General features: G+C 67.6%; 19 protein-coding genes and 4 pseudogenes. 14 read left to right on the top strand and 9 right to left on the bottom strand.

The features are described 5' to 3' along the window. Positions 1 to 984: 984 nt before the first annotated feature. Positions 985 to 2,196 (bottom strand): annotated as a pseudogene (locus MLGJGCBP_RS37925) (RNB domain-containing ribonuclease); the annotation flags it as partial. A 327-nt stretch (positions 2,197 to 2,523) separates the two neighbouring features. On the opposite strand from MLGJGCBP_RS37925, the pseudogene MLGJGCBP_RS37920 reads away from it, so the two are divergent. After that, positions 2,524 to 3,763 (top strand): annotated as a pseudogene (locus MLGJGCBP_RS37920) (IS110 family transposase). Positions 3,764 to 3,847: 84 nt separating this feature from the next. Here MLGJGCBP_RS37920 and MLGJGCBP_RS37915 read toward each other — a convergent pair. After that, positions 3,848 to 4,231, bottom strand: a pseudogene (locus tag MLGJGCBP_RS37915) (RNB domain-containing ribonuclease); the annotation flags it as partial. Positions 4,232 to 4,292: 61 nt separating this feature from the next. Here MLGJGCBP_RS37915 and MLGJGCBP_RS37910 point away from each other — a divergent pair. After that, entirely contained in the window at positions 4,293 to 4,940 is a 648-nt protein-coding gene (locus MLGJGCBP_RS37910; protein ID WP_039951184.1) for a TetR/AcrR family transcriptional regulator, read from the top strand. Between the two features lie 319 nt (positions 4,941 to 5,259). Next, positions 5,260 to 5,727 (top strand): annotated as a pseudogene (hadA, locus tag MLGJGCBP_RS37905) ((3R)-hydroxyacyl-ACP dehydratase subunit HadA); the annotation flags it as partial. A 131-nt stretch (positions 5,728 to 5,858) separates the two neighbouring features. Here the strand turns inward: hadA and MLGJGCBP_RS52355 are convergent. Continuing rightward, positions 5,859 to 6,362: a hypothetical protein gene (locus MLGJGCBP_RS52355; RefSeq protein WP_007297234.1), complete on the bottom strand. Its 504-nt coding sequence runs from the start codon at positions 6,360 to 6,362 to the stop codon at positions 5,859 to 5,861. A gap of 216 nt (positions 6,363 to 6,578) precedes the next feature. Between MLGJGCBP_RS52355 and MLGJGCBP_RS37895 the strand changes: the two genes are divergently transcribed. Then, on the top strand, positions 6,579 to 7,067 hold the full coding sequence (locus MLGJGCBP_RS37895) for a serine/threonine protein kinase (protein WP_236581599.1): 489 nt from the start codon (positions 6,579 to 6,581) through the stop codon (positions 7,065 to 7,067). 523 nt (positions 7,068 to 7,590) lie between these two features. Beyond that, a complete protein-coding gene (locus MLGJGCBP_RS37890; RefSeq protein ID WP_007297232.1) occupies positions 7,591 to 7,833 on the top strand; it encodes a three-helix bundle dimerization domain-containing protein in 243 nt (80 codons plus the stop codon). A 683-nt stretch (positions 7,834 to 8,516) separates the two neighbouring features. Here the strand turns inward: MLGJGCBP_RS37890 and MLGJGCBP_RS37885 are convergent. Next, complete coding sequence (locus MLGJGCBP_RS37885; protein ID WP_236581598.1) at positions 8,517 to 8,828, bottom strand: hypothetical protein; 312 nt, start codon at positions 8,826 to 8,828, stop codon at positions 8,517 to 8,519. Positions 8,829 to 9,459: 631 nt separating this feature from the next. On the opposite strand from MLGJGCBP_RS37885, the gene MLGJGCBP_RS37875 reads away from it, so the two are divergent. The 3 genes from MLGJGCBP_RS37875 to MLGJGCBP_RS37865 all read left to right on the top strand — a co-directional run bounded on the left by MLGJGCBP_RS37875 (position 9,460) and on the right by MLGJGCBP_RS37865 (position 11,421). Then, on the top strand, positions 9,460 to 9,783 hold the full coding sequence (locus MLGJGCBP_RS37875; protein ID WP_039951192.1) for an ArsR/SmtB family transcription factor: 324 nt from the start codon (positions 9,460 to 9,462) through the stop codon (positions 9,781 to 9,783). A 21-nt stretch (positions 9,784 to 9,804) separates the two neighbouring features. Then, positions 9,805 to 10,290 carry an SRPBCC family protein gene (locus MLGJGCBP_RS37870; RefSeq protein WP_007297229.1) on the top strand — a complete coding sequence of 162 codons (486 nt, stop codon included), beginning with the start codon at positions 9,805 to 9,807 and terminating at the stop codon, positions 10,288 to 10,290. 816 nt (positions 10,291 to 11,106) lie between these two features. Further along, positions 11,107 to 11,421 carry a hypothetical protein gene (locus MLGJGCBP_RS37865; protein ID WP_157234218.1) on the top strand — a complete coding sequence of 105 codons (315 nt, stop codon included), beginning with the start codon at positions 11,107 to 11,109 and terminating at the stop codon, positions 11,419 to 11,421. Between the two features lie 47 nt (positions 11,422 to 11,468). Here MLGJGCBP_RS37865 and MLGJGCBP_RS37860 read toward each other — a convergent pair whose 3' ends face one another. Then, on the bottom strand, positions 11,469 to 11,888 hold the full coding sequence (locus tag MLGJGCBP_RS37860) for a hypothetical protein (protein ID WP_007297227.1): 420 nt from the start codon (positions 11,886 to 11,888) through the stop codon (positions 11,469 to 11,471). On the opposite strand from MLGJGCBP_RS37860, the gene MLGJGCBP_RS37855 reads away from it, so the two are divergent. Together MLGJGCBP_RS37855 and MLGJGCBP_RS50815 are read left to right on the top strand one after the other, a co-directional pair. Then, a complete protein-coding gene (locus tag MLGJGCBP_RS37855) occupies positions 11,887 to 12,222 on the top strand; it encodes a hypothetical protein (RefSeq protein WP_007297226.1) in 336 nt (111 codons plus the stop codon). The genes MLGJGCBP_RS37860 and MLGJGCBP_RS37855 overlap by 2 nt on opposite strands. Positions 12,223 to 12,292: 70 nt before the next feature. After that, positions 12,293 to 12,460 carry a hypothetical protein gene (locus MLGJGCBP_RS50815; RefSeq protein ID WP_167332371.1) on the top strand — a complete coding sequence of 56 codons (168 nt, stop codon included), beginning with the start codon at positions 12,293 to 12,295 and terminating at the stop codon, positions 12,458 to 12,460. A 301-nt stretch (positions 12,461 to 12,761) separates the two neighbouring features. Here MLGJGCBP_RS50815 and MLGJGCBP_RS37850 read toward each other — a convergent pair whose 3' ends face one another. Then, a complete protein-coding gene (locus tag MLGJGCBP_RS37850; protein ID WP_007297224.1) occupies positions 12,762 to 13,247 on the bottom strand; it encodes a hypothetical protein in 486 nt (161 codons plus the stop codon). Here MLGJGCBP_RS37850 and MLGJGCBP_RS52350 point away from each other — a divergent pair. Beyond that, on the top strand, positions 13,165 to 13,638 hold the full coding sequence (locus MLGJGCBP_RS52350) for a recombinase family protein (protein WP_328799665.1): 474 nt from the start codon (positions 13,165 to 13,167) through the stop codon (positions 13,636 to 13,638). The genes MLGJGCBP_RS37850 and MLGJGCBP_RS52350 overlap by 83 nt on opposite strands. Here MLGJGCBP_RS52350 and MLGJGCBP_RS52345 read toward each other — a convergent pair. Then, positions 13,568 to 13,822, bottom strand: coding sequence for a hypothetical protein (locus tag MLGJGCBP_RS52345; protein ID WP_236581603.1), 255 nt, complete (start codon positions 13,820 to 13,822; stop codon positions 13,568 to 13,570). The genes MLGJGCBP_RS52350 and MLGJGCBP_RS52345 overlap by 71 nt on opposite strands. A 496-nt stretch (positions 13,823 to 14,318) precedes the next feature. Here MLGJGCBP_RS52345 and MLGJGCBP_RS37840 point away from each other — a divergent pair, with 496 nt between their 5' ends. Further along, positions 14,319 to 14,684, top strand: a complete 366-nt coding sequence (locus MLGJGCBP_RS37840; RefSeq protein ID WP_236581596.1) for a hypothetical protein — start codon at positions 14,319 to 14,321, stop codon at positions 14,682 to 14,684. A gap of 129 nt (positions 14,685 to 14,813) precedes the next feature. On the opposite strand, the gene MLGJGCBP_RS50810 is transcribed toward MLGJGCBP_RS37840, so the two are convergent. Next, entirely contained in the window at positions 14,814 to 14,954 is a 141-nt protein-coding gene (locus MLGJGCBP_RS50810) for a hypothetical protein (protein ID WP_162130647.1), read from the bottom strand. A gap of 386 nt (positions 14,955 to 15,340) precedes the next feature. Between MLGJGCBP_RS50810 and MLGJGCBP_RS37835 the strand changes: the two genes are divergently transcribed. After that, positions 15,341 to 15,712, top strand: a complete 372-nt coding sequence (locus MLGJGCBP_RS37835) for a WhiB family transcriptional regulator (protein WP_007297222.1) — start codon at positions 15,341 to 15,343, stop codon at positions 15,710 to 15,712. Positions 15,713 to 15,866: 154 nt separating this feature from the next. On the opposite strand, the gene MLGJGCBP_RS37830 is transcribed toward MLGJGCBP_RS37835, so the two are convergent. Further along, on the bottom strand, positions 15,867 to 17,129 hold the full coding sequence (locus MLGJGCBP_RS37830) for a carboxylate-amine ligase (protein ID WP_007297221.1): 1,263 nt from the start codon (positions 17,127 to 17,129) through the stop codon (positions 15,867 to 15,869). 29 nt (positions 17,130 to 17,158) lie between these two features. Between MLGJGCBP_RS37830 and MLGJGCBP_RS37825 the strand changes: the two genes are divergently transcribed. Next, positions 17,159 to 17,353: a hypothetical protein gene (locus MLGJGCBP_RS37825; RefSeq protein WP_039951183.1), complete on the top strand. Its 195-nt coding sequence runs from the start codon at positions 17,159 to 17,161 to the stop codon at positions 17,351 to 17,353. Positions 17,354 to 17,467 lie beyond the last annotated feature (114 nt).

Genomic DNA, 17,467 nt, shown 5'->3' with positions numbered 1-17,467 from the left:
ACGGGTTCATGCCATCGCTCATCAACGAGTGGGACAAATTTTCCGCTGAAGAAATGCCACTAAGTTGAGACAGATCGCGGTGGCCATACCCTGAGACCCGAGATGAACCCGCAGGTCGTCGCATCTCGAAATGCCGTCGGCCTGAAGACCCTACAGTATCGGTGGTCTCCCTCAGGGGGGCCGCGCGCGCCCCTCATCGGTCGGCGGAAGGGCGCGCGCGACCGAATCTAAGTATCCCGCTCAAGGAGAGTGTCCTCGAGCCTGGTGGGACAGCGTGTAGGAGATGGCCGTTCGATGCCAAGGTGCGAGCTCCTGCAGCAGGCCACCGGCCACAGTCCGCTCGCCCTGTGCCGAGCCGTGTTCTTCAGTCACCGGTTCCGTATCCGTCGCCGAACCGGGACACCAATCTTTTGCTCCTCGTCGAAGATTGTGGGGAGTGGGGGAGTCGCCGCATCATAGCTGTTCAAGAGGGTGAAATGTCTGTCGATGCGCCCGGTAGTGGGGGCGAGATGGGGAACAAGGCTGGGTTGAAAGACCCTCAGCAGGGGTGATACCGACTTCGGTGGTGGTCGGTCCTCCGGCGTGCAGGCTCTACAGTGTTCCTCCACCCAGGCCGGACTGTCACGCGCACCGCAAGCGACGTCGTGCGGAGGCTCTCGGATGACTCGGACGGAAATCTCGCATCCGCGCTTATCCCGACCCGCCTGCCCGCTGACCTGCTGATCGGCCCGAACCCCGACACCGGATAACCCTGCGTCACTCGGTCAGAAGGTGTCGGTGAGATCGATGCTCCGATCGAATCGCGCCTACGGCACGCCGACCAAAACGGGAATGTCAACAAAAGCGACGGCTTATAGAGGAGAGCAAGCTCGAGACTAGCCGGAAGCGATCCAGTCCGGCGCAGGCTGCCGCCTGGCGTTTGCCGCGGCAATCAAAGACCGGCGCGCACGGCAATGACGACGGCGAGCCGTTGGCGCGGCGTGGCTACTGTTGCGCGAAGAGTGCCTCGATGAGCGCGGCCGCGGATGCGGTCTTCGCCGCGGTTTTCGTGGTCGCATCGGCGGTGGCGGTGTGGCCGGCGAGGTGCACGGTGGCGGTGAAGCGGGGTGCGTGCGCGGGACCGTCGGTGCGGATCTCCCACTCGGGCGGGGGCTGATTGTTGTTCTGGGCGAGGCTCATCAGCCAGGCGATGGGGTTGGACAGGGCCTTGGACTTCTTCGCCCCGTCCAGGTTCAGTACGGTCAGCGTGGTCGTATCGTGCGGTGGCGAGGGGACGGCCGGACCGGGATCTGCGGACGCGGGCGTGGCAGCGGGCTGCGGGTTCTGCGGTGCTGCAGGCCATTCGGGTTCCGGGTCGGGGTGGTCGGTGCCGGTCAGTTGCGCGCGCAGTCCGGCCCAGAGGGCGGCCTGTTCGGCCGGCTTTTTCGCAGCCGCGATGGTCCAGGGTCCGCGGACGCCGAGGTGGGTGGCGCGGGCGGCGAACAGCGGGTGGTGGTCGGCGCCGTTGCGCCGGGTCTCGAGGTCGGTGGGCGGTTGGTCGGGGTGGGTTTGCCGCCACACCGACGCCACGCTGGGGCTCATCTCCGGGTGGGTGTCGGCGAGGGTGTCCAGGACGCGGAGTTGGAGGGGAAGCCAGGTGGGGTCGGCGGCGTCGATCAGGACTGCGACGTCCGGGGCGGTCATCAGGTCGTCGTCGACGCGGCGGGCGAGCTCGGAGGCGAGTTCGGCCCGAGGCGGCGCGGCGGCTGCGGATTTGAGGACCTTGTGGAAGGTGCGGGCATCGAGGGCGGTGAGATCGCGTGCGGCCTCTTGGGCGACGATGCGTTGGTCGGCGTGTTTGAAGTGATTCTTCTTCGCCTCTCGGGCGGCGCGGGTGCGCCGGTTCAGGTCGGCGCCGAGGGCGGTGAGTTGCTCGCCGGTGTAGGGGGCGGGGGTGTGGTCGAGGTGGGCGAAGATGATCCGTTGGTTGATCAGGTCGGCCACTCGTCGCAGTGGTGAGGTGACATGGGTGTAGGCGCTCAACCGTAATCCGCTAAGGCCGTGCACGGTTCGGTCGTAGGTCGCGGCCCGCAGTGTCGACAGCAGCCGTCCCCGTAGTTTCGCGAACAGGTCCGGGTCCCCGGCCGCGGCGGCGATCTCGTGCATCAGGTCGTCGGTGCTGCCGGCGACCGGGTTGGTGCGGTGGTTGCGGAACAGCGATCCAGGTACGCTTCGCCGGCCCTCCGTGGATGGGGAAAATGTGAGTCGATGACCTCGCCCGGGTAGCTCGGCGGCACTGGCATGGGTAGCGGGTGAGAGCGCAGGCTTTGCACGTGTGCGTTGCGGTCGACCTCGAGCCTATCCGTGGTGCCGGTGAGCCTGTGGAACAGCATGGTGGCGGAGGGCCAATCTTCATCCGCGGGAACCGTGGAATGTTGCCGTCGAGCACGAGTAAGAGAGTTCTGTTTTCATCCCGCCCTCCCCGCAGCACACACCCACACAAGCGAATGCGTATCGGGCCCAGCCCGGGAACGGAGGTCGGTGATGGACGTGGTGCACCCGCGGTGCGCGGGAGTCGACATTTCGAAGAAGGACGCGAAGGTGTGCGTGCGGATCCAGGGCCGCGGCAGCCGACGCACCTCGGCGACGGTGACGACGTGGGGCGCGATGACCAACCAGATCCTCGCCCTGCGCGAGCACTTGGTCGAGCAGCAGGTGACGTGCGTGGTGATGGAAGCAACCGGCAACTATTGGAAACCGTATTTCTATCTCCTCGAGGACTCTCTCGATGTGATGCTTGTCAACGCCCACGACGCCCGGAACATGCCGGGCCGCAAGAGCGATGTGTCCGATGCCGCCTGGCTGGCCGACCTCGGCGCCCACGGGTTGCTACGTGGGTCATTGGTGCCGCCGCCCCCGATTCGCCGTCTGCGTGATCTGACCCGGGCCCGCACCGCACTGACCCGTGACCGCGCCCGGCAGGTGCAACGAATCGAGAAGGTTCTCGAGGAACCGGGATCAAACTGTCTTCGGTCGCTACCGACATCATGGGGGTCTCCGGTCGAGCGATGCTCGACGCCCTCATCGACGGCCGTGACGATCCCGCCGTCATCGCGGAGCTGGCCAAGGGACGGATGCGGTCGAAGATCCCGGTATTGGCCGAGGCCCTGACCGGACGGTTCACGCCCCACCACGCGTTCTTGATCAGCATGCACCTGACGCTGATCGACCAGTACGGGCAGGCCCTCGGTGAGCTCGATACCAGGATTGCCGAGGCGATAGAACCCTTTCGTGCGGCCCGGGACCTGCTGACGAGCATCCCGGGTTTCTCGACGACCATCGCAGAGGTGGTCCTCGCCGAAACCGGCGGGGACATGGGGGTGTTCCCCACCGCCGGGCACCTCGCCTCGTGGGCGGCACCGCCCCCGGTTCGCACGAATCGGCCGGTCGGGTCAAGTCGACGAACACAAGACCGGGAAACCGAGACCTCGAAGGTGCCCTCGGGACCGCGGCGCTGTCGGTGTCCCGCTCGAAGGACACCTACTTCTCGGCCAAGTACAAGCGAATCGCGTCCCGTCGGGGTCCGATGAAGGCGCTCGTCGCCGTGCAGCATGCGATGCTCGTCGCCGCCTGGAACATGCTCACCAACGGCGACCTCTACCGTGACCCCGGCGCCGACTATTTCACCCGCCGCATCCCCGCCAAAACCAAGGCCCGGGCCATCGACCAGCTCGAGGCACTCGGCTACCGCGTCACCCTCACACCAGTCCCCGACACCGCATAACCACACAGCCGCCGGACCACGACATCCCACCCGGACATCGGCGGGTCACCCCACCCGTCCGCACCCGTAGTCCTCACCTAATTTTCGTAAGAGGATCGGCAACCCCCGCTCAATGCACCAGAGGGCGACGGCCTCGTTGGTGGCGATCATCAGCTCCTGCACGATGACGTAGGCGACGGTCCGCAGTTCGGCGGCGATCGCCACGATTGCCCCGTCCTCGCTGCTCGCCCAGCCGCGGGTGAGGTCATAGAACGCGAGGGCACCGCCGTCACGGCGGGCAGTCAGCAGGACCTGCGCGGCAGCATCCGCCGCAGCCAGCTGGGGGTGCAGCGGATGCGCCGGGTCGGTCAGGATGCCGGGCACCTCGGCGTGATCGACCGTCACACACCGCCCCGCCGGGATCTCGCCGCGGCCGACGGTGACATCGACCAACCGCCCGTCGGTCGTGAGGGTGCCGGTGACCCGCACACCGCGAACGCACGGCGCTCCGTTCGTCTCCTCGTAGGACTCGAACGCATACGATCCGTGGATGCAGAGACTTCCCGCTGACGTGCGCCGTGGACAGCTCATCGATGCCGCGCTGGCCATCACCGCGCAACACGGTGTCGCCGCGCTGACCGTCCGTGGTGTGGCCGAGGCGGCCGGGGTGTCGCTCGGGGTGGTGCACTACCACTTCGAGGACAAGGAGGAGTTGCTCACCGAGATGGGGCAGAGCCTCATCCTCGACGTCAGCGAGGCGATGCGCGCGGCGTTCAGCCAACTCCTCGGGCCCCTGACGCTGCGCGGTGTTCCCGCTCTGCGGGAGCTCCTGGGCTCTGGAATTCGCGGACTGTGGCCGATCATCGAGGCGACCCCCGATCAGCAGTTGCTGACCTACGAGATCACCGCGCAAGCCTTGCGGCAACGCGGCGCCGGCAACGACTCGGCGGGGGCGATCGCCGCCCGCCAGTACCGCACCATGGACACCGAGGCGGTCGCGTTCCTCGGCCTGTGTGCACACCGCGCCGGTGTCACCTGGGGCACCCCGGTCGATCAGGTCGCGCGCTTCGCCCTGGCCGTGCTCGACGGTGTGGTGCTGCGCTGGCTCGTCGACCGGGATAGCGACGCCGCGCTCACCGCACTCGACGACCTGGTCCAGATCATCGCCGCGAAGGCACTCGAGGATGGCTCGTGGTAGTCATCATCTCGGGTATACGCGCGAAAGCGTTGCTGCACAGGGTGGTGATATACCCGCCGCCGGTCGGTTAGCAGCCACTCTCGCACTGCGCTGGAGGAACTAGGATCGCACTGCCCGGTTCCCGTGAGCCAGTCCCTCGAGTACCTGACCGGGTCCGCCGGGCCATCGATGTCATGAAGTTCCGCCCGGTCACCTGATGCCGACACCGGCGAGGGGCAGATCCGCCGCTACCGTTAACCGATGTGGGTAACACCGTGAATGGGGCAACCGAGGTCGTGGCGTTCATGGAGACTCTGATCGGCCGCCCCGGGTCACCGGCTACGAGGTCGGGCGGGAGAAGATCCGCGAATATGCCCGGGCCGTGCAGGATCCGCATCCCGCGCATTACCGCGAAGACACTGCCCACCAGCTCGGATACGACGGGCTGATCGCACCGGTCACGTTCGTCAGCATCCTCGGATCGTTCGCGATCGAGGAGCTGTTCGTGCGGGTCCTGGTCGGCTACGACCTGAGCCAGATGATGCACACCGATCAGCAACTGATTCTGCACCGGCCGGTGCAGGTCGGGGACCGGCTGGACTGCGACGTCTGCATGGAGTCGTTCCGGCAGATGGGCGGCACCGACATCATCGTCACCAAGAACCTGATCACCGACCAGCACGAGGATCCGGTGGCCACCACCCGCACCACACTCATCGCCCGCAGCGGCGGTGTGGCCGACCCGGAACTGGCCCGGGCGGTCGCCGCGGTGATGATGCACAACGCACCCACACCCCCGGCTCAGTAGTGGCCACAGGGGCCGATCACGTCCGCCTCGGGTGATTACCAAACCCAGCACGCGCGTTTCAGCTCGGTTCGGCTCGTGCGCGTCAGTGGTGGAAATCGGTCCTTCGAGCCTTCCGCGCGTAGGCGTTGTCGTCACGGTGTTGTTCGGGACGGCTTCTGCGCTGCTGTTCGGCGCTGCGCCCCGGACTTTGCTGTTGTTCGGCGTTTCGGCGATGCCTTCGGGGCGGCCGGTACCGGTGCCGTTTCCGGTGTAGGTGCCAGCGTTGTGGTTTCGGAAGCCGCCCCAGCCGATGTGGCGGCGGTCGGCGCATCGGCACCCGATGTCGTGTCGCTGGTACCGGGTTTCTCGTGCCGCGATGTGCCGGGTTGGAGCTGGTCGAGGACCAGCGCGGTCCCGCCGACCGCGGCCACGATCGGCCACTGCACCACACCGGTCGCCGCGACCGCACCCATCGTCAACACGGCCGCCGGTGTCGAATGACTGCCTCGTCGTGCTCCCTCCGTGGCTCCGGTGGCCGCGCCTTTGATGCTGCCGACCAGGCCGCCGACCGCGGCTCCGCCGATGGCGCCGAGGTTGGCCGTCGCGGCCTCACCCGCTCCGGCTGCCACCCGTGCCGCACCGCTCACCAGCTTCATGACCGTCTCACCACACTCCCCATAGCCCGAAGATCGGCGCACCCGATCCTGACCGGGAGTACCCCCACCGCCCCGGCCCTGAACAGGACAGCGATCATGGATTTGCGGCCACACCTGCGGTGCGAGCCTGGATGTGCACCTTCGCGAGCCGGCAGCCTTCAGGGCCGTGTTCGTTGCTACCGCAGGGTGCGTCGGGCACGGTCGAAGATCATGCGCATGCGGAGGTGGCCCGAGAACCCGGCACCGGCCTGCGGCGGCATCGAAGTACACGGCCAACGTCTCCTGGCCACCGGGAACCAGCTGACGCTTCATCTGACCCGAGTCGTCGCCTACGACACCGGCCTCGCCGTGCACCTGGCGTTGACCGCCGCCGACCCGGCCCGGCGGGCCCGCCACCAGCCCCGTCCGTTGACCGACCCGCAAGACCTGTCCGCACGGTGGTCCTATCTCGACGTGTGGCTCGGCACCGCCGATCACCTCGTTGTCGCCGACCCCTACCGTCCTCGCCCGGATGTGCACGCAGCGGCCGCCGGAAGGTGCACCTACTACACCGGACCCCAGTACTGGATCCCCACCGACACTGACGTCTCTGTCCGGGCGATCACCCTCACCGCCGAATGGCGCGAGATCGGGCTGGAGCCCACCCTCGCCACCATTGCCCTCGACCGCCCCGTCCATCCACGACGCACCCCGTCGCGATTCTGATCAGGTTTGTCCACCGCGCGAGAGCGAATCGCTCGCCGACGCGAGCGCGGCGGGAAACCGGAACGCCAGCCGATCCACCACGGCTGTGCACCTCGTACAGCTGGGTGCGCAGCTTCTGTGCGTCGGCCCGCCGCCGTTGTCCCGCGCCACGATCTACGGTGTCCGCTGCCCGTGCCTGCGCCTCGGCGGTGTCGATGCGGCCGCTCAGGGTGTCGATCTCGGCGAGCAGCACACCGAGAAACATCGTTGCCTGGGCAATATCGGGATCGTCATGGTCGATCGGTGTCATCCGGGGTTCTCTCTACGCACAACAACCCGTGGCCGGGTACGGCCCACGGCGGCGAAGGCCACGCCCCGCAGCGGTCCGGCGCGCATATCGTCGCCTCACGGCCCCTGGTTCAACCCCGCACCGTGGTCGCAGGCCCCACGCCGAGGGTGCGGCCGTTGCCCCTCGCTGGATGTTCTCTGGTGGGCCCGTGGGAAGGGGTTTCCGACCCCGCCCGGGGGGAGAACAATCTCTGTCATGGACGTCACCGAACGACAGCACATCGACGCCGTTCGCACCCGCCTGTACCAGCGGTACCCCGACCTCGACCCCTCCACGGTCGACGGCATGATTTATGCCGCTCACCACCGGTTCGACGGATGCCGGATCCGGGACTTCGTCCCGCTATTGGTCGAACGCGCCGCTATCCGCGCCCTCGACAACACCCCACCAACCGCACGAAGAGAATTCCGGAACGCGGTGACCGCTCCCGCCCTCTGAGGTGTCCTGGTCGAATTCCGCGAGTGCTATTACGAGTCGCGCGAACAGCTTGCTAAATGACGATTACGCCCATTATTCGAAAACCGCTCTTTCGATGGCACTGCACCCATACCGGCGGCGGGCGGTGTCGGGATGCCGGCTGCCCATCGCTCGGGCGGCGAACCGCTGCCCAGTAGCGTGCTCGACTCCCACCTGGTGAGTCGAGCCACCGCCGTTCCAGGGCCATATACGGTCGATCAGCCGATTCCGATACCGCCTCCGAACGTGATACTCAACCACTTCAGGAACGCCTCGAAGGCGACGGCAAAGTCAACACCTGCAGAACCCATTGAACTTTCACTCCTCTTGTCTTTTGTCATCGACGGGCACCGATCCCGCTTACTCCTATATCGGTCGTGGGCGCCTCCGATGTTTCACGAAATGCGAAATAATTTCTGTCCTCAAACTGAACGAAAGCCCAATTCAATTGGACGCGTGATCAAATAAAATTGGACAACTGATCAGAACCACTGAAGAAAATTCGCGGACTTTTTCGCGCAACAGAGTGAGCCCCCGTGGCGATACACGACGGGGGCCGGGGACCGATGGCCTGATCGCCGACCGCGGTGGACTGCAACGTTGAATCCGGCGTCCGGCAGGCCCGGTCGGGGTGCCGCCGCACCGATTCCCCGGCGGAGGGGTGGTCAGCTCTCTGTGGTCCGCGGAGCAGGCATGTCGGTGGGGTGGATGCGCTGCGCTCGGGCGTTTTGGTGCTCGACGATCGCGTTCTGCCACTGCAGATCGGAGCATCCACCGTGGGGTGGTGCGCAGGGATCGGGCACCCCGAGGTGGGCGCCGATCTGCGCCCACGACGCGCCCTGTTTCAGGGCGGCGACCACCGCTTGTGCGAGGAGTTCCTCGCTCAACTCGCCGGGCGTAGGAAGAGTGTCGCGATCGTCATCGCGGTGCTGTTGCTGCGCCCGGTCCTGTCGGTGGCGGTGTGCGGGCTGATCCATCCGGGTGACTGTAGCGAACCGCGGCGAAGCAACTTATCGACCGGAGCAGGTGGAACCGTGATTCCGGCGCGGAAGCCGACTCCCGTCGCAACCGGCTCGGGAACACCGGTGGCCGCCAGGACGATCGACGGCCGGTCCGGTGTCGCCGTCACGGCAGTTCCCGGTGCGGGCACCTGGAATGTCCCGTGAGCAAAGCGGCTTACTGTCGGCGGACATGAAAACATTCACGTCCGCCCCCCGGGCAGGTTTCGTGGCCGCCTATGGGCAGGAACCAATGTCCCTTGACAGGCGTGCACGTCCGCGGCTGCGCGGTGAACAGCCGGTATCGATGAGACTCGTCCGGCTCAGGGTGAGCACGTCCTTGCAGCGGCGAAAACGCGCCGCGCCCGGAGATCGCGATTGTCAGCCGGTCGGCGAGGTCGGAGTCGGGAACCGAGTCGATGAACGACTCCATGTCGCGATACCCGTCGTGGGATCCGGCGCAGTGCACGTACAACCAGCGGTCGGTGTCGTCCGCATCGTCATCGAACGCCTTGTCGGCGATCATCGCCGGCGGGCATGTTCGAAGGTGTCATCCGCCTCGGCGCCCCACAGCCTTAAACATACAACCAATCGGGTGTGCGTTCTGTTGGTGTCAGAAACAGAGGAGGACCCGGCCGATGCCCTGTTCCATGCGCTGTCCGACCGAACCAGGCGCGACATCATGCGTCGCGTGCTGGCCGGTGAGCATTCCGTCTCGGCACTGGCAGCGAAGTACGACATGAGTTTGGCCGCGGTACAGAAGCACGTCGCCGTCCTCCAGAAGTCTGGTTTACTCGTCAAACGACGCAGCGGCCGTGAACAACTCGCCACCGGCGATGTGGACGCAGTGCGGGCGGTGTCGTCCATGCTCACCGAGCTGGAACAGCTCTGGCGTGGGCGGATCGCGCGCATCGACGAACTGATCGCAACGTAACTCCAACGGAAGGAATGACCGATGCCTGTCACCAATGTCAGCCACGACATCGATGCATTGACCCTGACCATCACCGCCGAGTTCGCCGCGCCCCGAGCACGGATCTGGCAGATCTATGCCGATCCGCGCCAGCTCGAGAAGATCTGGGGTCCACCGACGTACCCGGCGACGGTGGTCGACCATGAGTTCGCCCCCGGCGGGCGGGTCACCTACTACATGACCGGGCCCGAGGGCGACAAGCATGCCGGTAACTGGAACATCATCTCCGTCGACGAGCCGACCGGATTCAGCTTCACCGACGGATTCGCCGATGCGGATTTCACCCCGATCGAATCGATGCCAGTGTCCACCAACGAGTTCTCATTCCAGGACAAGGACGGCAGCACCATCGCCACCTACGTCAGCACCTACGCAACCGCCGAAGGTCTCCAGCAGGTGCTCGACATGGGCGTGGTCGAGGGCGCCTCGCAGGCGATCGGCCAGATCGACGACCTCATCAAGGGTTGAACCTGCCCGCTCACCGCACAGGTCGATCTCGCCGCCTTGCCCTCCACGTGCGAGGCGGCGAGCCGGCACGAAGGACGCCACTCTGAGTGAGGCTTGTCGTCGTACGGCCATTGCCGACGCCGCTCTGAACGCTCACCGGCACCGTCCCGGAAGGGACGTTCACCGGCCTCGGCGTCCGGTGAAGGAATCCCGAATCGAGGCGACGAACCGGGCGCTGCTTGATCTTTGGATAGTTCTGCGCTCATTCGAACGTTCCTGAGATGGCCGGATTTGAGACACCGTCCGGAATCGAGTGTCGCTGGGTAGGCCTGCACGAGCCCGACGGCTGCTCGGCAGGTGTCCAGGCGCCGAATCGACTGGTCTTCTCGTCTTCAGCGGTCAGGAGTGTTGTGCGCCAACACCTGTCGACATCGAGCAGTCTTCGTCACGAAGACGAAGAAGAGTTGGCGGAGAGATGCCGGTCGAGGGTTGCTGGTCGAGGGTTGCTCGTCCGATCTTCGGAACATGTGGCCGGTACGTAAGCGGAGAACTGTGCGGCTCGACGCCGACCTCGGGCGCCTGGACCGCACCATCGCTCAGGCGATCATCGGCGCCGTCAAACCGGATTCTGGCCGCCCGCGGCGTCGTGGTGGCATCTCGCACCACCTGCGGACTACTCACCCCGCCGCCGGTGGTGGCCCTGGCGTTGACACGACACTCGGCGACCTCGGGGTAACTGCCCGGTGTCACGTTTCGTTTGCTCTTCACATCCTCGGACTACCGTCCCGTCACGAACGTGCCGGGAATCCCCGGCGCTACGCACAGAAGGAGGCAACCGTGTCCCGTCGGATGTACAACGCCACCATCGAACTCGCCGAACGGTTCGACGCCCTCGCCGAGGCCGACCTCGACCACCGTCTCGATCAGCTCTCCGGGTTTCATCCCGCGATCGGCTGGGGTGAGCGGGGGATCGCGATCACCATCAGCCTCATGGCGGACGGTCCCGACGAGGTCCGTGAGGTGGTGCGCACGCTGATCGCGCAGCGGGCGAACCCGAACCAGGTCGACATCGTGAACTCCACGGTGATGACCATCGAGGAGTTCGACCGAGCGAACGGCATCGATCCGGTGCTGTCCCCGCCCGTAGACTGACCCCGGAGTCGACGAAACCCTGCCCACAGGTGGGGGTAGGGTTTCGGTCAGGGCAGGTGGGCCAGCGGATCCCACGTCCGCTGTGAGGTGCCGAGCCCCGTCAACAGCACGACAGCGGGTGCTTGCTCTCTCCCGTTGTCACGGACAGAGAGCACCGCCCCGCCCCGCGCGACCTGACGGTGGGTCCACTGCGAACGGCTCACCTCGACACCTCCCAGCCGCATCGGGTAGGGCTTGCCTACGGTGGCGGCCGAGGGGAGTCCGGGTTGTGTGTCGACACTACCGAGGACAGGGTTCTTCGACGTCGACTTCCGGCACCGGTTTTCGACAACCCATGGTGGTGCGGAACGGTGCCGGAGGTGATCCACCCGGGCGATCGCCTCGGTCAGGGGGTGGGACTCTGTCCGGCCGTTGATCCGGTGACTTCCCCGGTCCTGTCCGGACGTCCGGAGGAGAATCGGTGTCATGAGCACACCCGACGACATCCTGCCGCCATCGGACGGTGTCATCGACCGCGTGGCCCCCGCACTGCGCGCCGCTCTGGTCCGGGCCGAAACTCGACTGACCGAACGATGCGCCACGAAGACTGCGGCCGCCGAGCGACACGCGGCGGCCATCAAGGCCGTGAACCTCGCCCATGCAAACCTGTGCGGCTTCCTCGCGGCCGACACGGCGCATCCCGACGGTCCCACCTCGCAGATCGACTACTACCGCTACGCGTACGCCTTGATCGACCGGATCGCCGAGGCCCGCAAGGCCGGTATCGACGTCAGGCTCGGCGAGATCGAGATCCGGGACTGACGATCGCCCGTCCGACGAGCTCGATGCGGCGTGGCGGTTAACCCACAGAGTGACGGAGGTGGTGATCGGCATGATCCATCACGAGATCCGGGAGTGGGTCGCCGAGCTGATGCGGCTCGACCTCGCGACGGCCAGTCCCGCCGAATTGGCCAAGCTGGACGACGTGACCCTGATCGCCGAGGCGCAGTACGTCCGGCAGCTGCTGAGCCTGCCCGAGTACACGCCACATGTGGGCTGAACAGTGTGAAACATCAGCGTCCCGACCTGCGACAAGGCAGTTAGGGCGGGGTCGTTTCACTTAAGGCGAGGTGAGCACTGTGTCGGCGGGAATCGATTTCAATCTGGCATTCATGGCGTCCTACATTGGCTTCATGTGATGTTCGGCCTGAACGTCGGCATCTGAAGCCGCTGCGAACCAGTCGGCCCCCGCGCATGGCTGCCTCCGATCACCCTGCGCGGGGTCGGCTTTGCGTTACCCGACGTGCCATCGACTGTCGGTGCCACCGGCGGTGCTCACCGGCGGTGCTCACCGGCGGTGCTCACCGGGGTGGCGGGTCCGGGAAGACGGGCATGTCGGTGTTCAGTACCGCGTCGAGCCAGACCAGTGCCTCGACCAGGGTGCGGGCCCGCAGCACCGGTTCCGGTTCCTTTTCGGCGGCGGCGAGTTGGGTCCGGGCCGCGGCGCGGTCGCCGGCGAGCAGGGCGAGCACCGACCGCTGCACCCGGCCGTCGCGGGTGGGCAGGTCGCCGATGCCGAGGGTGCGGCCGGCGGTGGTGTGCATCTCGAGGAGATAGGATTCGTCGTCGTCCCGGGTGCCGAGGCGGGCGACGACCACGTCCGCGAGCGCGGTGACGAGCCAGCTCAGGACGCCGCCGTAGAGTCCCCGCCGCGCCGGGTCCGTCGAGTGGACCAGCGGGGACAGTTCCGCCGATAGCGCCGCGATGTCTCGATCGCCGAGCAGGGTGAGCAGGTGTCCGGCGAGGCGGGCCTCCGGTTGCGCGCGGCCGCTGACGTCCGAATCCATGAACGTCGGTTACCCCGACCGAGCGGGCGGCACACCGGACAACTCCTGCCGACACGTGTCTCCGTCCTCCTGTGGTGGACTGTCGACCACTGTGTCGAATCGCTGTCGAAAACCCCATCGGTGGGTATTCTCGACAGATTTGTTCGGCTACGTCCGTGTCTGCGACCCAGGCCAGGACCTGGATCCCCAGATCGATGCCCTGCGCTGTGCCGGCGTCGCCGCCGAGAACATCCGCCTCGACCACGCCGCCGGGTCGCGGGCGGATCGACCGCAGCTCGACCGGGTGCTCGGTCAGCTGGGCGAGGGCGATGTTCTGGTGATCACTCGACCGGCTGGCCCGCACGGTGCGGCACCTGATCACCCTCGGCGTAGCGGCGCGGCATCGGGCTGATGCACGAACAGGGCATCGACATCGCCACCGACGAAGGCCGGGTGATGTTCTCGATGATCTCGGTCCTCGCCTGGTGGTCACCCACACCCGGGAAGGGGTGACCGCCGCCCGTGCCCGGGGCCGCACGGGCGGGCGGCCACCGAAACTCGGTCCGGACCAGATCCGGCTCGCCCGACGTCTGCACGAGGACGGGCACCACACGGTCGCGCAGATCGCGGCCCTGCTGAATGTGCCCCGGACCACCATCTACGGATACCTGACCAAGAAATCGGCCTCCACCGCGGAACACTCGACCCGCCAGGAGGTCCCGCCCGCTGTCGTGGAACGGTCGTCACGGGCCTGCCCGACCTGCGGGCACGAACCGGTCTCCCGCGCCGTGGCCGCCCACCAACGCGCCGATCTCGCCGTCACGTGGCTGCACCCGGACCCGTGCCGTCCCCGGAACGCTTGTCACCCGACACCATTGCCGCCACTGCGAACCCGGTCACCCGGCGTTCGACATCGCGTGCTCGGTCTGCGGCGACGGCCCGATCCTGACCGGCGCTCCGGCCGAAGCCGCCGGATGGCACACCCCGCGGCAGTGCTCTCCGATATCCGCCCGCGGACTGGGATACCCCGTGTAGCGGGTGGGCATCGGGTGTGGATGACAGGACTGCAGGCCGGGGCGCACACTACGAGATATGCGGAGCGTGTTCGCTCACCAGGCCGTGCTGGCCATGACACCGGATGCCGATCCCGGCGCCCCCGGCGCCGCGATCACCTCCGCATTGTGCACGCACTGGGGCCGGGAGCGGCCCCGCTCGCTTGCACCGCACCACACCCACGCCGACCGGGTCGGGGACGAGGTCCGTCTCCGGATCGTGTTCGCCGTCGACACGTCCCGAGAGAGCGCGGTCCGAGCCCGGATAGAGCTGGCGCTGGCCGCCGGTCACACGTGCGGGCCGGACGGCACGATCACCCGGTGGCAGTTGCGCAGATGCGGCCCCACCGCACCCACCGCGGCGGAAATCGCGCAGACGAGCGGTCCGTTCCCCGGCGTGGCGTGAGCAGTTGCGCAGGTGCACCGTTCGTCCTGGAAGTGGCGAGTCTGACGCACCTGTACCCCGTCGGCGAGACCCGGAAGGCATTGTGGCCGCGGAACCAGCGCCACGGCCTGACCGTCGACGATGACCAGCTCACACCGGCACTGACCATGCCTGACCGACCATCCACCCGACGGGACACACGTCGGTGCCGATCTCCGCCGTGCCCTGCTCGAGCAGTACATTCCGGCGCAGCTGATCGAGCTCGCCGCGGCGATCGCGAGAGAGAACCACCGGGGACGGCTCAACCAGTCACTGGGCATCCGCCCGTTCGGGTTCTCGGAGGGCGCAGTCTGCGCCGGTCCGAGCACTGAGCCACGGCATTCGAGACAGAGCCCTCCCGGCGGTGACTCGCGGCGGTGACTCCCCGGGAAATGGCCGCCGCAGGTCGCACGCGAACGGACCGACCCGTGGCACCAGTTGGACAGGCGACCGAGTGGCTCCGGCGCCGCGTCCTCCGGTATACCTCTCCGAAACGGGGAGGTCGGTTTGGTACCGGAAACGGGCGTAACCGATACCCCGGCTCACATGAACAACAACGACGATGACGACATCGGTTTCCTGGCGTGCGGATCTGTTCCCGGCTCCACCGGTCGGGACCGACACGAAAGGGGACCGCAGTGCCGCCCGCAGCAACCACACCGACACCGACCCCCGAGGTCACCGGTCCGGCGGAGGATTGGCGGGAGCTAGCCGCGTGCCGCGGGATCGCCTCGTCGGTGTTCTTCTGTCCGGACGGCGAACGCGGTCATGCCCGGGCCCGGCGCGAAGCGGAGGCCCGGCTGATCTGCCGGGACTGCCCGGTGCTCGCCCAGTGCCGCGACCACGCCCTGACTGCGGGCGAACCCTACGGAATCTGGGGTGGGATGACCGAAACCGACCGCAGACGGCACGCCCGCGCACATCGTCGCGGCGGGCACCGACCACCCCTGCCCGCGCCGTCGGCCGTCCCTGCCGCCGCGGATGACCGGGGCGGCACCCGGATCGGGTGACATACCCGGACGTCATCGGGTGCCGCACCCGCCGCCATGCCCGACAGCCGCCACGGGACATCGCTCGCATCCGCGCCGCCGCGCCACCACCACGGCAGCGAACCGCGGAGTCACCGCGCATAGTCTCCAACGACGACACCGACATCCACCCGGCTCACCTGGGTTCTCGGACGGTGCGGTCGGCCGGCGGCGAGGCCGGATCCGCGGCCGCCCCGGTGCGCTCGTGGTCGGGTGGGCAGGTCTCGGTGGTGCGGTCGGCGACGGTGTTCAGGACGTCGGCGAGGGTGCCGGTGCGCAGCGCTCGCCTCTGGTCGACGGCGCCGTTGCCGTGGGCCAGGACCTGCGCCACCGCGGCTCGGGCGCACGCGTAGTCGCCGCTGTCCTCGAGCGCGGGCCGGGTGTGGGTGAGCAGCCGGGCCAGGAGGCAGGGTGCGGGAATCGGGTGCCCCGAGGTGGGGTCGAGTCCGTGTCCGGTGAGGCCGTCGTGGGCGGCGCGCCAGCAGGCCGCCCGCAGCAGGTCGTCGTCGACCTGGTGGGCGGGTAGCCCGCGGTCGAGCGCGGACAGGGCGGTGGTGACCAGCGCCCGGACCAGGACGGCGAGCAGCACGGTGTCGTCCACGGTGGCCGGGACGTCGCTGATGCGGATTTCGAGGGTGGGCAGATGATCGGACAGTCGGACGTCCCAGTAGACCATCGCGGTGTCGAGGAGGGTTCCGCGGTCGAGCATCGCCTCGACCAGGGTGTCGTAGTGTCGCGCCGACCGGAAGTACGGTGGCGGGCCGGCGCTGGGCCACCGGGACCACAGGATGTGCCGCCAGCTGGCGTACCCGGTGTCGGTGCCCTCGGTGATCGGTGAGTTCGCGGTCAGCGCCAGCAGTGCGGGCAGCCACGGGCGCAGGTGATTGCTGACCTGGGTGGCGGTGTCCCGGTCGGGGACGCCGACGTGGACGTGGCAGCCGCAGATCACCTGCTCGGCCAGGGCGCCGAAACCGTCGGACATGCGCCGATACCGGGGTGTGTCGGTGATCGCCCGGGGCAGTGGCCCGAGCGGGGGGACACCGGTGGCGAGCAGCCTCGTTCCGGACCGGGTGGCCGCGGCGGCGGCGAGTGTGCGGGCCCGGCGCAGTTCCCGGCGCAGGTCGGGTATTCGGGTGCAGACGGGGGTGGCCGTTTCGATCTGGCACCGGGAGAGTTCGAGTTGCAGGTCGATGCCGAGTGCGGTTCCCGCGGCCGCCACCGCGGTGTTGGACAGCAGTGGTACCCCGGTGTGGGAGTCGACCAGGATGAACTCCTCCTCGACCCCGATCGTGGGCGCAATCCCGGACGGGTTGCGCGGGATGAGTGCCGCGGGAGGTGTCGGGAGAACCGGTACCGTCGTCGGCTGCGTGGGAGAAGGGCCGTGCGGCGTGGCCACCATGAGGTCAAGCGTTCCACGCACGGGTGGGGGTGACCAGGGCACAACGGATCGACGGCGGTGGTGTTGACCTGTTCACCACGACCACCACCCCATCCGCCGCCACCGCGCCCCGGGGCGGGGGAATCAGCACCGCCGAGATCAAGGCCCGGATCGCGCGCATGTTCGCCGACGACCCCGAACCCGACCATCCCGGGCACACCGAATCCCGTGGTCGGCCGCGGTGACTCACACCGGCGCCAGCGGCACCGGTCCGGGTGCTACTGTTGGCCGTCGCTGAGAATGCAGACGATGGCGTCACGGAATTTGCAGACGCAGGTGTCGCCGTTCGTCGGCAGGCT

The organism is Rhodococcus sp. T7, from assembly GCF_009872365.1.
Lineage (GTDB): Bacteria > Actinomycetota > Actinomycetes > Mycobacteriales > Mycobacteriaceae > Rhodococcus_F.
The sequence above is the reverse complement of the archived record's forward strand: the minus strand, read 5'-3'. Positions and strand labels throughout refer to the sequence as shown.

Excerpts from the sequence above, each read along its gene's own strand:
- MLGJGCBP_RS50815 (WP_167332371.1), top strand. The coding sequence starts at position 12,293 with ATGATCCATCACGAGATCCGGGAGTGGGTCGCCGAGCTGATGCGGCTC.
- MLGJGCBP_RS37870 (WP_007297229.1), top strand. The coding sequence starts at position 9,805 with ATGCCTGTCACCAATGTCAGCCACGACATCGATGCATTGACCCTGACC.
- MLGJGCBP_RS37910 (WP_039951184.1), top strand. The coding sequence starts at position 4,293 with ATGCAGAGACTTCCCGCTGACGTGCGCCGTGGACAGCTCATCGATGCC.
- MLGJGCBP_RS37840 (WP_236581596.1), top strand. The coding sequence starts at position 14,319 with ATGCGGAGCGTGTTCGCTCACCAGGCCGTGCTGGCCATGACACCGGAT.
- MLGJGCBP_RS37850 (WP_007297224.1), bottom strand. The coding sequence starts at position 13,247 with ATGGATTCGGACGTCAGCGGCCGCGCGCAACCGGAGGCCCGCCTCGCC.
- MLGJGCBP_RS52355 (WP_007297234.1), bottom strand. The coding sequence starts at position 6,362 with ATGAAGCTGGTGAGCGGTGCGGCACGGGTGGCAGCCGGAGCGGGTGAG.
- MLGJGCBP_RS37895 (WP_236581599.1), top strand. The coding sequence starts at position 6,579 with ATGCGGAGGTGGCCCGAGAACCCGGCACCGGCCTGCGGCGGCATCGAA.
- MLGJGCBP_RS37830 (WP_007297221.1), bottom strand. The coding sequence starts at position 17,129 with ATGGTGGCCACGCCGCACGGCCCTTCTCCCACGCAGCCGACGACGGTA.
- MLGJGCBP_RS52350 (WP_328799665.1), top strand. The coding sequence starts at position 13,165 with ATGTCTCGATCGCCGAGCAGGGTGAGCAGGTGTCCGGCGAGGCGGGCC.
- MLGJGCBP_RS37885 (WP_236581598.1), bottom strand. The coding sequence starts at position 8,828 with ATGGATCAGCCCGCACACCGCCACCGACAGGACCGGGCGCAGCAACAG.
- MLGJGCBP_RS37860 (WP_007297227.1), bottom strand. The coding sequence starts at position 11,888 with ATGACACCGATTCTCCTCCGGACGTCCGGACAGGACCGGGGAAGTCAC.
- MLGJGCBP_RS37890 (WP_007297232.1), top strand. The coding sequence starts at position 7,591 with ATGGACGTCACCGAACGACAGCACATCGACGCCGTTCGCACCCGCCTG.
- MLGJGCBP_RS37855 (WP_007297226.1), top strand. The coding sequence starts at position 11,887 with ATGAGCACACCCGACGACATCCTGCCGCCATCGGACGGTGTCATCGAC.